The organism is Limibacter armeniacum, from assembly GCF_036880985.1.
Classification (GTDB): Bacteria; Bacteroidota; Bacteroidia; order Cytophagales; family Flammeovirgaceae; genus Limibacter; species Limibacter armeniacum.
In genome coordinates this window covers 2885972-2897707 of record NZ_JBAJNO010000009.1, presented here as the reverse complement: position 1 = coordinate 2897707, position 11736 = coordinate 2885972, and the positions used below count along the sequence as shown (strand labels likewise).

The window sequence follows — 11736 nt, the reverse complement described above, 5'->3', positions numbered from 1 at the left end:
AGGACAATTGTTTAACCGTTTTATACGCTATCGATGACATTGACGCAATTGAAGAACAAAGGAGGGGATAAAACTTGGTACAATACCTTGACACGGGTATTGTCTATCATGGCTGCGTTTATATTGTTTCTGGTAGCTTTTGAGTTGATGACCATGGCTATTGGAGCCTTGGGAAAAGACTATACAAGAAACCTTATTACGGCAACGTCTAACCCATTTATCGCACTCTTTATAGGGATGCTGGTTACTGCTATTGTACAAAGTAGCTCAACCGTTACTGCTGTTGTGGTTGCAATGGCTGGCACAGGAACCATCAACTATACAGATGCAGTTCCCATTATAATGGGAGCCAACATAGGCACCACTATCACAAGTACACTGGTATCTCTAGGGTATATAGGGTCCAAGAATATGTTCCGTAAAGCAATTGCTGCGGCATCTTTGCATGACTTCTTTAACCTATTTACGGCTTTGGTTTTGTTTCCTTTGGAATACCTTACCAAGTCCCTATCAGGTCTTTCGGAAACCATAGCCAACAACATATTCCCTAACATGGGAAACAACACTACAATTAATGTCCATCATGTTGACTTCGTTTCTTCCATATTCAAGTACTTTGGTATAAATCCTGCCAACTACCTTTGGCCTATCGGAATACTCTCTGTAGTTCTGCTTTTATTGGCGTTAAAAGCAATATCATCTTTATCCAAAAAGTGGCTACAGTCAAAAAGAGAGCGTGAAAATCTGGAGCTATTCTTCTTCAATACCCCTGTCAAATCATTGGTCTCAGGTCTATTGTTGACCGCTTCAGTACAGTCAAGTTCACTTACATCATCCTTGATTGTTCCTTTGGTTGCTACCAATAAGGTAACGCTACCTAAAGCTTTCAACTTCTTGATTGGGGCAAATGTAGGAACTACAGTAACCGCTTTGATTGCTGCATTGTCTACTAATTCGCATGCAGCTATTGTAATTGCCATAGCACACCTTCTATTCAATATTTTTGGCTTGCTACTGTTTATTACACCTTTGTCCCGCTTACCACAATGGTATGCTACGACATTGAGTAATTTGGTCTCACAGAATCGAATATTTGGGTTTTATTACTTGTTGGCATTTTACTTCGTGATACCATTTTTATTGATTTTAATAGATAAGGTTCTTTAAAGAACACTAGCCAATAAGAAAGCTCTTGAAAAATGATATTTCAAGAGCTTTTTTATGTTACTTATCTATTCTAATCCCAAATCTCCGATTCTCTCTTGTCGTAAGTATAATCCAGTTTGCGTTGCTTTTCATGTCTAGGTTTCCCCCTTGTCAACTGAGGTCTTACCTTTTTGTAAAAGACTCCAACCTTCTTACGAGCTACAGGGTTGTATTCATCTTTCTTTCCACCTGTCCTAAAACGGTAGGAATCTTTCATGAGTTGAACCTTGTAACGAACAACTACATAATTTGGGTTATATGACTTTACAATATTGGCAATTCTAACTCTTCTGGCTCTTCCTCTTTCTACAATAACATAAGGTTTAAAACTTTTCACTGCCCTATCTATCCTTTTTCTACGAGAGACAGGATTCTCAACCACTACACGTCCATCAAAGTTATCCATCTCTTTAGCCACTCTCTTTCGGCGATGGACAGGCGCTTCCACTTTTACTGTCTCAGCATTGAAGTTATCCATTTCCTTGCTCATACGCTTACGACGGTCTTTAGGAGCTTCCATTTCTCGACGGCCATCAAACCCATCCATTTCCTTATTCATTCGCTTACGGCGTTGTATTGGGGATTCCATTACTTGTCGTCCATCATAGTTATCCATCTCCTTATTCATCCGTTTCCGGCGTTGTATCGGAGATTCCATCACCTGTCGTCCATCATAGTTCTGCCTTTCCTTTTCGACCCGTTTACGTCTGTCTTTAGCAGACTCAGTCACTTTGCCATCCTGTTTTTGGATATTTTTTGCGTTTTCTTTCCGCTTACCTTTCTTGTCAGTTACTATTCCTCCCTTAAATTTGCTAGCATCTTTCAATGCTTTGAAAGGCACTTTCTCTTTCTTTTTCCCCAAATCTTGTTGCGCATATGTCATCAAAGGCAGCAGCAAACAGGTAAGCAGTATGATCTGCCTAAAAAATGGAAATAGAGAAGCGTCTTTCAGGGTCTTGTTTGCCATTGTTACAGTGTCCATATGCAGCATTAGTAGGGAAGCAAGGTATTTAAGTTATACCAATAGACAAATCCCATTTTTTTATTGGTCTCCTCCTTAGAGGGTTGAGATAAAATTCTTTAATTTTTACAACAAAAAACCATCCGTATGGAAGATCAAAGACAAGTTTTTCATCAATTCGAAAATAAGTATAAATCATTACAAGGTAAATACCATCGCCAATACCTTACGACTGCTACCATACGTGCCGTATGGTTCATTTTGGCACTTGTCGGCTGTATTTATTGGGCTAATGCCCGTATGTCATCCTATATTTGGCTTACCTTGGTTATTGCTATACCTATCTTTTTAGTATTGGTAAAGCAGCACAGAAAAATACAATTTCGTAAAAAAATTGCGGAAAACCTGTCTATCATCAACGCTCAAGAAATAGCATTATTGGAAGGAAATCTTTCTTCAGTCACAGATAATGGCGAATCTTATAAAAAAAAGACACATCCTTTCAGTTATGACCTTGATCTATTCGGAAAAGGCTCTCTATTTGCTTTTATCAATAGATCCCATACACTTTCTGGTAAAGACACCCTAGCGGAATGGTTACAGACATATGCAACCTCAGAAGAAGTGGTTGACAGGCAAGAAGCCGTTACAGAGCTATCAGAGCTAGTAGAGTGGAGACAACAGTTGCAAGCTAAATCCATGTTGGCTGATACTGACAGGGATAAACTAGAAAAGCTTTCCAACTGGTTTGACCAACCTTCTCAGTTTTTAGGCAAACCGCTCTATAAAACTTTAATCATTGTACTTCCTATTATTCTGATATCAGCTATTGTGCTTTGGGCTTTATCCATTGTTCCGTCAGCAGTTCCTTTTGGATTTTTCTTACTCAACCTTGGGGTATTAGGAAAACATAGTAACTACATCACCAATGCTGTAGAAGAGACTACCAAGCAACTCAGTACTATTCAATCTTACAGACTACTACTCTCCCAAGTAGAAGACCAGCCATTCCAAGCCAAGAAACTACACAGTATGCGACAATTGCTCTTGGATGAACCTCCTGCATCACAACAAGTATTACAGCTAGAAAAAATCCTCAACAGTTTGGAAGCAAGGTTGAATATCCTTTTTTCATTTACTGTCAATGCTGTATTGCTGTTTGACATCAATTACATGATCAAGCTTGAAAAGTGGAAAGAAGTACACCGCCACAAACTCCAAAACTGGCTGCACATTATTGGAGAATTTGAAGCACTTTCAAGTTTAGCTGCTTACAAGTACGCTCATCCTGATTTTTGTATGCCTGATGTGACACCAACTTACTTTCGCTTTGAAGCGAAAGAACTTGGTCACCCACTCATAGGGTCATCCAACCGTGTTTGCAATGACTTCTCTATGGACATGTCAGGACAACTAATGCTAGTCACTGGATCCAATATGGCAGGCAAGAGTACGTTCCAGCGTACATTGGGCGTTAATGCTGTTCTAGCAATGGCTGGAGCTCCTGTATGTGCCAAAGAAATGAAGATTTCTCCTTGCAGGCTATTTACTAGCATGCGAATCGAGGATTCCCTAGAAGAGAACATATCTTCCTTTTATGCTGAACTCAAACGCATCCAACAATTATTCGAATTACTTAAAGAAGATGAGCAAGTATTTTTCCTTTTGGATGAGCTATTGAGAGGAACGAATTCTCAAGACAGGCACAAAGGTGTAAAAGCGATCATCAAGCAACTAGGGCAGACAAAAGCTTCAGGACTGATTTCCACCCATGACTTGGAACTGGCTTCACTAGCTGATGACGCTCCAGAAAAAATCACGAATTTCAGCTTTGGCAGTCGCATTGAAAATGGCAAACTGATCTTCGACTATAAGCTGAAAAAAGGTGTCTGCTCATCCTTTAGTGCAAGTGCTCTTATGGAGCAAATGGGTATACACTTGGAGTAGTCTACTCACCTGAACTGTATTGCATACGAAATTTCACTTTTTGTAGCTCACGCTCAACAATCAGGGTTGCAATTCTATCTGCTATGTCTTTACCTGTTGGTAAAGACATAGCTTCTTTAAAATCATGCTCCTTGATATCAATTCGGTACATGGCATTCATTAACCTACCAAAATCATGATCAAGTAACCTGCTTATCAACTTACTGAGTTGTTCCTTTAGTGCTTCTAGATTTTCAAAAGCCGTTTTGTCTCCCAAAAGCTCTTCTGCTGGGAGTTGCATATGCTTCAAAACCAATGCTTGAGTCTGGGTTGTCAGTTTTTGCTCTTCCAATCGTCACTATTTTTTTTGTGCAAGATCTTTTCCCACAATTTGGGGTATATCTCACTGTTTACCAAAGAATATTACAATCAGAAAACAAAAAGCGGATAACCAGAAATTCAATATTTCCCATTATCCGCTAATATTATTCAGTTCTACGAAAATCCAAAACCTTACAAAAAACAAAAGCCTACCGTTTTACCGATAGGCTTTTGAGCGGGCGACGAGGCTCGAACCCGCGACCTGCAGCTTGGAAGGCTGCCGCTCTACCAACTGAGCTACGCCCGCTTTTTTTGGTGGGGAGAGCAGGATTCGAACCTGCGAAGCCGAAGCAACGGATTTACAGTCCGTCCCATTTGACCGCTCTGGAATCTCCCCAGCAGCAATATGATTGAATAAAAACAAGAGCTTGCTGAAGTCTCTTATTTCTATGTGGGGAGAGCAGGATTCGAACCTGCGAAGCCGAAGCAACGGATTTACAGTCCGTCCCATTTGACCGCTCTGGAATCTCCCCAGCATTAACAGTATGTCAATTTTTTCAAAACGAGCGGGCGACGAGGCTCGAACCCGCGACCTGCAGCTTGGAAGGCTGCCGCTCTACCAACTGAGCTACGCCCGCTTTTTTTGGTGGGGAGAGCAGGATTCGAACCTGCGAAGCCGAAGCAACGGATTTACAGTCCGTCCCATTTGACCGCTCTGGAATCTCCCCAAAACAAGTTGACCTTGTATCAAATTGCGAGTGCAAATCTAAGGCTCTTTTTACAATTCACAAACAGTTTGACACATAAAAAATCCATCTAAAGAGCAATAAAAGTTCAATGTTCAGTGAATCAATTATTTACATTTCATTATTTTTTCACTTCAAAATCCTGCACAAAGTACTTTCCTTCCACTTTTGCACGAACAATGTATTTTCCCGCCTCAAAAGTCTCTAAGTCTACTTGCCTTGAAAACTCCTCTCCAGGCTTTTCATACAAATTCCGAAACAGCTCCTTCCCTCCCATTCTTCGAATACTAAGTTCAACCCAGTTTCCCCGAGCTGATGTCAACCGAATTTGTAATTCTTGATCGATTACCTCACAGTGAAACCGTTCTTTCCTTAGTGCAACAATGTCGCTTTTCAAAATACTCAATGAATCCTCCGTAACCTCAAAAGTTCCTCTCACTGCTTCGTCCCCGATCGCCAATTCATATGGGTAATATCCTTGTGGTAGCTTTCCAAAGTCAAATTTTCTAGTCACAATTCCTGTCTCGAAAATCTTTTCCCAATACACAATATTTTCCTGCTGGTCAGTTACTTTGAACGATGCAACCTCCTGTAAGTCCTCAATCCTTAACAACACCTTTTTCCCTCCTATATTGGAAAGCGTATAGGCTACAATCTCCCTATAAGACAAAGCAGTACCTATAGAAATGAATATTAAGCAGAATACACTTGATAACAGGACTCTTATGTTATTTCTAAACCTCATTGTCAGTTTGAGTTTCAAAAAGTTTCTTCAATTTATTGTGTAGTTGACAGGTATATATCTTGTGGTAAAACAATAGACTTTCCCTCTTTATAAGAAAAACATATTTCCGCACATGATTAGCTATCATTAAACAAAATTCACACGCTTAAACACCTATTATACACTGTTATTACTTTTAGTCATTCCAATTCGGGTTCATCACGTTCTACACACAGATTTTACTATTTTTGCAGCACATTGAAATAAGAAGGCATAACATGAGATATTTTATAGAAGTAGCTTACCATGGAGCACTCTACCATGGCTGGCAAGTACAGCCGAATGCAGAGACCGTACAAGAAAAACTCAACTTTGTCTTGAGTAAGCTACTCAGAGCTGAAATAGAAATCACAGGAAGCGGTAGAACCGATACTGGCGTACACTGTAGTCAGCAATTTGCACACTTTGACTATGATGATGAAATAGTGGAAAAAGACCTGTTGCATAAAGCCAACTCCTTTCTTCCTCCTGATATTTCTCTCAAAAGCATACGGAGAGTCACAGATGAAGCACACGCTCGTTTTGATGCTGTCAGTCGTTCATACGAATATAAAATCACGCTGCATAAAAATCCATTTTTACAGGGACTTGCTTACACACTTCGTTGGACTCCTGACCTAAAGCTACTTAATCAGGCAGCCAGTGTACTACCTGAATATACTGATTTTGAAGCTTTCAGTAAGATTCACTCTGACGTACACACCCACAACTGTGACATTATGGAAGCTTATTGGGTTCAAAATGGGGATGATCTTACTTTCCATATCAAAGCTAACCGCTTTTTGAGAGGTATGGTAAGGATTATTACAGGTAACCTGCTTCAGGTTGGTTTAGGGAAACTCAGCATTGAAGAAATGCGGGATATCATTGAAAAAAAAGACCGCAAGCGGGCTGCACGTTTCCTTGTACCAGGACATGGACTTTACCTCAATCAGGTTACATACCCCGAAAGTATTTGGCTCTAAATAACAAAGCCGTAGTCTGTAACTACGGCTTTATTTCTAGCTATACTTTTCCATTTTATCTTCGATAGTCACCTTGTCGTCTCTCCTACTCTGTATCTTGATATAGGTCATTAAAGATTCGGCTCCTGCCTCATAACAGGCATCTTGTACTTGTTTGACCACTTCCATTACCTTATGGTAATCTCCCTCAATTACAGTTTCGAAAGGACAAACCTGATATTTCAGTCCTGACTTCTGGATTACCTCAATAGCCTTATCCACTAAGTCATACGGATGTTTATCTTGTGCAGAAGGCAAAACCTGAACTGCTACATTCACATGATTATTCATAAGTTTTTGGTATTAACTGTCCAATACTTCTTTATACAAATTGACCATTTGTGCTGTTACAATAGCTTTATCAAAACGCTGAACATAAGCCAACCCTTTTTCAATCATACTTTCTCTCAATGACTGCTCCTGTACTACTTTACGAATGCCTTCTGCAACACTTTCCGGTTGATAAGGATCTACATAACAGGCATCAGGTCCTGCTGCTTCAGGCAAACAAGAGAGGTTGGAAGTAATGACAGGTGTTTGACTAAACAACGCTTCTATAATCGGTATGCCAAAGCCTTCATAAATAGACGGATAAATGAAAGCCTGTGCTTGCTGATAAAGTGCAGGAAAATCGGAAAAAGCCACTTTCTCTGGAAAATAGACCCATTTCTCCAATTTATGTTCCTGTACAAAAGACAGAATCTCATCCTTGTATGGACCTCCCGCACCGATTGCTACCAATGGGACACGTTCACTTTCAGGCATGGTATATAAGGCTTCCACTATTGCCTTCAGCTTTTTCCTTGGGATGATTGAACCTACATAAAGAATAAACTCTGTAGGTAATCCATATCTGTAAACGGCTTTAGCCCTCTGCTCCGAGGCTACTTCTCCTCTAAATGAATCATCGCAAGTCTGATAAATCACTTCAATCTTTGCTGGGTCAATACCATAAAAATCAATGATATCATTTTTGGTACATTCGCTGATGGCAACCACCTTGTCAGCATTTTCACAAGCATACTTGAATTTGACATCATAGATCAGGTTATCCATACGATTGTACTGCTTAGGATAATGCCTGAATATCAAGTCATGGATAGTGACTACACTTTTCACTCCTGATTTCCGTATTCCGACAGGCAATTCATGACTCAAACCATGGAATAGCTCGATTCCCTCCTGCTGAAGGTCTTTTACAACCCCTGCCGTACGCCAATAAGTTTTGAAAGCTCCTTTTGGCAAATGCAGATGATAGTCTCCACTATCCAAAAAATGGTGTGTTCTGGCATTGTCCTGAATTCTTGGGGTAAAAAGGTGACTTTCTACTTCATCATGGTGAAGCTCCGCTATATTCTCTAATAGTGTTCGGCAGTAATTGCCCAGTCCAGTATAGTTATTGAAAACCCGTTTGGCCTCGAATCCGATTTTCATCATGACGGTTGCTTGTAGTCCAGTTATTTTGATCGGTTGAATTACACTTTCTATCCCTAAATTGACTTTTCAGGATGGCGCAATATAACTATATTCAGCCTCTAAGCTGCTAAAAGATTCCGCCATAACGGTGAAAGCTGTATCTTGGCCCAATTCAATATGCAACTATGAGGACCTTAGAGGAATTCAAAAACCATTTTACTGAACATGTACAAGCAGACCTGCAAGACCTTGAAGAGCGTCGCAGGAGTATGCACAACAAACGGCTGGAAGTAGGCGGCATCACCCTTTTGCTGATTTTTATGACTTGGGCTGCTGTTTCACTAAATATTCTGCATCCCTATACCATTCTTTTTATAGGAATTGTAACACCACCAGTTGCTTACTGGATTTATTTAAAAGAGTTCAACGCTCCAGAAATTCCGGGAGAATACAAAGAAAAAGTAGTTAAGAGAATGCTCTCATTTATGGACGCATCTCTTCTGTATTACCCAGACAAGTTTGTTCCATTCAACTCCTGGCAGGAAAGCCACCTTTTCCCGCTACAACCTGAATACTATGGAGGTGATGACCTGATACAAGGAACAATTGATGGTGTCCCGATTTCATTATCTGAAATTGAGGTAAAAAACCGGATAGAAACCATTAGTAAAACAGCTGACTCACCTTGGGATGCAGCCATCAGATTTCTTTTCCCTAAAAAAGAAAGATGGGAAACTGTGTTTCATGGTATTTTTCTTCAAGGAGAGTACCCGAAAGTATTTGAAGGCAGTACCTTTATTTTTCCGGATACTTTACAGCGCCACCTTGGCCATGCCGGAAGAATCGTACAGCAGAACAACCTACTAAGAGGGAAATACATACACCCTAAGAACCATAAGTTCCGTCAACACTACGTTGTATATGCGGATGATGCGCTGGAAGGTGAGGAAATCCTGACAGAAGAACTTATGGAGAAGATGCTGCTGTTAAAAAAGAGAAGTGGAGCGAAGGTTTATTGCGCTCTGATTGGTAATAAAATAAGCGTTGCCGTAGATTTGCGGAAAGAGCTGTTTAAGGTAGATACTACCAAACCTCTCTACAATCCTCGCTTTATAGAGGAATTTTACAAGGAGATGCTTTATATATTCACCTTGATTCATGATCTGAATATAGATGGACTAGATTTATCTTCATCTGAGGATGAGCCTTCATCATACATACATACCCCAGCCCAAACATCCTTTGATATCCCTCCTGTACAATTTGAACAGGAAGACTACCCAGAGGACGATGGCTTGCAAGAGGACGATGAGTTTGATGAAGAAGAAGATTTTGATCAACATGGGATCTCCGACTTATTGGCTGACTGGGATCAGGAACATGACGAGTAACATCATTTCTTGCTTGCAGCAGCTACAATGCTAAAAAGGAACAGTTATGGATAGTAAAAGACAACAAAAGTTTTCAAGACTCATACAAAAGGATCTTGGCGAGATTTTTCAGCAGAATGCCAATAGCATGTTTGGCGGAGCATTCATTACAGTAACTCAAGTTTCTGTAACACCTGACCTAAGTCTAGCCAAAGTCTATTTGAGCTTTATGCTTGTAGACGACAAGCAGGCTATGATTGAAGAGATTAATCAACATAAGAAGCAAGTTCGACAAATGCTGGCACAGCGTATTCGTCATCAGGCTAGAATTATTCCAGACCTGAACTTCTATTATGATGATACACAAGAAGTAGCAGCCAAAATTGACAAGCTTTTTGAAGATCTGGATATTCCTCCTGCTGATGACAAGGACGAGGATGACGACAGCACTTACAATAAATAAGCAAACGATACTTGCCGGTTGCAAGCACTCATACATTTGAGCTATTGCAGCCGGCATTATATTTACATAAGAAACTAAACCTGACAGATAACCTTGCTGGAGTTTTTTAAAATCAATGACCCTATCAGAATCATCGGTGCTTTGCTGATTCTGCTAGCGATTCGATTGCCCCTTATCTTGGGTGGCATCGATATTACCCTTCCTGAAATTGGCTGGATGACTCTTGGAGAAGCGCTAGCCAATGGTAAAAAAATGTATTTGGATGTCTGGGACAATACCGGACCTCTGGCAGCAGGTATATACTGGATTCTGTTCAATATTGGAGGGAAATCTCAGTGGCTGATGCAATTGCTATCTATATTGCTGGTAATGCACCAAGCATACATATTCAACCGTACACTGCTCAGAAATAACATTTATAACCAAAAGAACTACATTCCAGCGGTTCTGTATGTGATCTTCATGTGCATGAGCTTTGACTTTCTGACCCTACCTCCAGTACTTATTGCGTTATCTTTCCTTCTTCAAGTATTACGAAGTGTAATCAGGCTAGACAACCGAAGTCTCGATCAGGAAGTATTTAGTATAGGAGCATGGACAGGTGTAGCTACACTGATCTACATCCCTAGTATTTTCTTTCTGGCAATGGCTATCCTTTCCTTGGCCTCTTTCCGTATTTCATCCATTAGAAAACTTTTCTTAGCGATCTATGGATTTGTACTGGTGATTGTATTCTATATGAGTTATCCATTTTTCAATGATGGATTACAAGAATTCCTCAACCAGTATGTTTACTCTTACTTCAGCCTTCCTACAGTCAAGTACATCACCTTACCTGAAATTATAAGGCTCTGTATCGCTCCCGGAATTTTTCTGACACTGGCTATTTTCAGAACTTTCACGGATCGCAACTTTGTAAACTTTCAGGTAAGTTGTCAACAAATCATGCTGATTTGGGTAGCAACAGCTGCTGCCGCAGTCTTTTTCTCGGTAGACCTAGCCCCTTACCAGCTGATCCTATTTGTTCCAGCCTTAAGTTTCTTCGGGACTCACTTCTTACTTATTCAAAGGAGAAAGCTCTTTGCTGAACTCACATTCTTAGTCAGCAGTGGTGCCATTGTTGCACTTATGTATCTTTCTTATCACCGATCTATTCCAAGTGATAGCTTTGTCGACTATAAGAATTACATCGCTACAGAAGATCAAATCGGGAAAGCTATCAAAGGGAAAAAGCTGCTTGTACTGGGAGAAGACATCTCTTATTATAAAAACAACACACTTGCCACTAAATACTATAATTGGGATTTATCTCAAAAACACTTGAGCAAACTGAACAACTATGCCATTATCAGTGCAGTTTACAAAGAATTTGAAAAAGACATTCCTGAGGTAATCATTGACCAACATGGACTTGCAGAACAGCTTTTTATTCATGCCCCTATTTTGGCTGAAAAGTATGTCAAAGACCCTAATCTCAATGGTGTATATAAACTGAAAAATTAGAAATGCCACCAAATAAAAAAAGCACTTCGGAACATG

General features: G+C 40.1%; 11 protein-coding genes and 5 tRNA genes. 6 read left to right on the top strand and 10 right to left on the bottom strand.

All coding sequences use genetic code 11. The features are described from left to right. Window positions 1–33: 33 nt before the first annotated feature. Entirely contained in the window at window positions 34–1167 is a 1134-nt protein-coding gene (locus tag V6R21_RS29800) for a Na/Pi symporter (RefSeq protein ID WP_334247143.1), read from the top strand. Between the two features lie 70 nt (window positions 1168–1237). Here the strand turns inward: V6R21_RS29800 and V6R21_RS29795 are convergent, their stop codons facing one another. Further along, a complete protein-coding gene (locus V6R21_RS29795) occupies window positions 1238–2188 on the bottom strand; it encodes a hypothetical protein (RefSeq protein ID WP_334247142.1) in 951 nt (316 codons plus the stop codon). A 126-nt stretch (window positions 2189–2314) separates the two neighbouring features. Here V6R21_RS29795 and V6R21_RS29790 point away from each other — a divergent pair, with 126 nt between their 5' ends. Beyond that, entirely contained in the window at window positions 2315–4114 is a 1800-nt protein-coding gene (locus V6R21_RS29790) for a MutS-related protein (protein WP_334247141.1), read from the top strand. A 1-nt stretch (window position 4115) separates the two neighbouring features. Here V6R21_RS29790 and V6R21_RS29785 read toward each other — a convergent pair whose 3' ends face one another. From V6R21_RS29785 to V6R21_RS29755, 7 genes are all read right to left on the bottom strand, one after another. Then, window positions 4116–4445, bottom strand: a complete 330-nt coding sequence (locus V6R21_RS29785) for a hypothetical protein (protein WP_334247140.1) — start codon at window positions 4443–4445, stop codon at window positions 4116–4118. 203 nt (window positions 4446–4648) lie between these two features. Further along, window positions 4649–4721, bottom strand: a tRNA-Gly gene (locus V6R21_RS29780). Window positions 4722–4727: 6 nt separating this feature from the next. Next, window positions 4728–4811 (bottom strand) — tRNA-Tyr (locus tag V6R21_RS29775). 55 nt (window positions 4812–4866) lie between these two features. Beyond that, window positions 4867–4947, bottom strand: a tRNA-Tyr gene (locus V6R21_RS29770). A 32-nt stretch (window positions 4948–4979) separates the two neighbouring features. Next, window positions 4980–5052 (bottom strand) — tRNA-Gly (locus tag V6R21_RS29765). Between the two features lie 6 nt (window positions 5053–5058). Continuing rightward, window positions 5059–5142: transfer RNA gene (locus V6R21_RS29760), tRNA-Tyr, on the bottom strand. 139 nt (window positions 5143–5281) lie between these two features. After that, window positions 5282–5905 (bottom strand): hypothetical protein, encoded by a 624-nt coding sequence (locus tag V6R21_RS29755; RefSeq protein ID WP_334247139.1) that lies wholly within the window; start codon window positions 5903–5905, stop codon window positions 5282–5284. Between the two features lie 257 nt (window positions 5906–6162). Here V6R21_RS29755 and truA point away from each other — a divergent pair, with 257 nt between their 5' ends. Then, on the top strand, window positions 6163–6909 hold the full coding sequence (truA, locus tag V6R21_RS29750; protein WP_334247138.1) for a tRNA pseudouridine(38-40) synthase TruA: 747 nt from the start codon (window positions 6163–6165) through the stop codon (window positions 6907–6909). Window positions 6910–6945: 36 nt separating this feature from the next. Here the strand turns inward: truA and V6R21_RS29745 are convergent, their stop codons facing one another. Together V6R21_RS29745 and V6R21_RS29740 are read right to left on the bottom strand one after the other, a co-directional pair. After that, window positions 6946–7239 (bottom strand): MTH1187 family thiamine-binding protein, encoded by a 294-nt coding sequence (locus tag V6R21_RS29745; protein WP_334247137.1) that lies wholly within the window; start codon window positions 7237–7239, stop codon window positions 6946–6948. 12 nt (window positions 7240–7251) lie between these two features. Next, the gene (locus V6R21_RS29740; RefSeq protein ID WP_334247136.1) at window positions 7252–8382 is read right to left on the bottom strand and encodes a glycosyltransferase family 4 protein; all 1131 of its coding nucleotides are present in this window, start codon (window positions 8380–8382) and stop codon (window positions 7252–7254) included. Between the two features lie 167 nt (window positions 8383–8549). Here V6R21_RS29740 and V6R21_RS29735 point away from each other — a divergent pair, with 167 nt between their 5' ends. The 3 genes from V6R21_RS29735 to V6R21_RS29725 all read left to right on the top strand — a co-directional run bounded on the left by V6R21_RS29735 (window position 8550) and on the right by V6R21_RS29725 (window position 11700). Continuing rightward, window positions 8550–9755, top strand: coding sequence for a DUF3137 domain-containing protein (locus V6R21_RS29735; protein WP_334247135.1), 1206 nt, complete (start codon window positions 8550–8552; stop codon window positions 9753–9755). Between the two features lie 46 nt (window positions 9756–9801). Further along, window positions 9802–10197 (top strand): 30S ribosome-binding factor RbfA, encoded by a 396-nt coding sequence (gene rbfA, locus V6R21_RS29730; protein WP_334247134.1) that lies wholly within the window; start codon window positions 9802–9804, stop codon window positions 10195–10197. A 93-nt stretch (window positions 10198–10290) separates the two neighbouring features. Then, a complete protein-coding gene (locus tag V6R21_RS29725) occupies window positions 10291–11700 on the top strand; it encodes a hypothetical protein (RefSeq protein ID WP_334247133.1) in 1410 nt (469 codons plus the stop codon). Window positions 11701–11736: the final 36 nt, after the last annotated feature.

Excerpts from the sequence above, each read along its gene's own strand:
- V6R21_RS29800 (WP_334247143.1), top strand. The coding sequence starts at position 34 with ATGACATTGACGCAATTGAAGAACAAAGGAGGGGATAAAACTTGGTAC.
- V6R21_RS29755 (WP_334247139.1), bottom strand. The coding sequence starts at position 5,905 with ATGAGGTTTAGAAATAACATAAGAGTCCTGTTATCAAGTGTATTCTGC.
- V6R21_RS29745 (WP_334247137.1), bottom strand. The coding sequence starts at position 7,239 with ATGAATAATCATGTGAATGTAGCAGTTCAGGTTTTGCCTTCTGCACAA.
- V6R21_RS29790 (WP_334247141.1), top strand. The coding sequence starts at position 2,315 with ATGGAAGATCAAAGACAAGTTTTTCATCAATTCGAAAATAAGTATAAA.
- V6R21_RS29795 (WP_334247142.1), bottom strand. The coding sequence starts at position 2,188 with ATGGACACTGTAACAATGGCAAACAAGACCCTGAAAGACGCTTCTCTA.
- V6R21_RS29735 (WP_334247135.1), top strand. The coding sequence starts at position 8,550 with ATGAGGACCTTAGAGGAATTCAAAAACCATTTTACTGAACATGTACAA.
- rbfA (WP_334247134.1), top strand. The coding sequence starts at position 9,802 with ATGGATAGTAAAAGACAACAAAAGTTTTCAAGACTCATACAAAAGGAT.
- V6R21_RS29740 (WP_334247136.1), bottom strand. The coding sequence starts at position 8,382 with ATGAAAATCGGATTCGAGGCCAAACGGGTTTTCAATAACTATACTGGA.
- truA (WP_334247138.1), top strand. The coding sequence starts at position 6,163 with ATGAGATATTTTATAGAAGTAGCTTACCATGGAGCACTCTACCATGGC.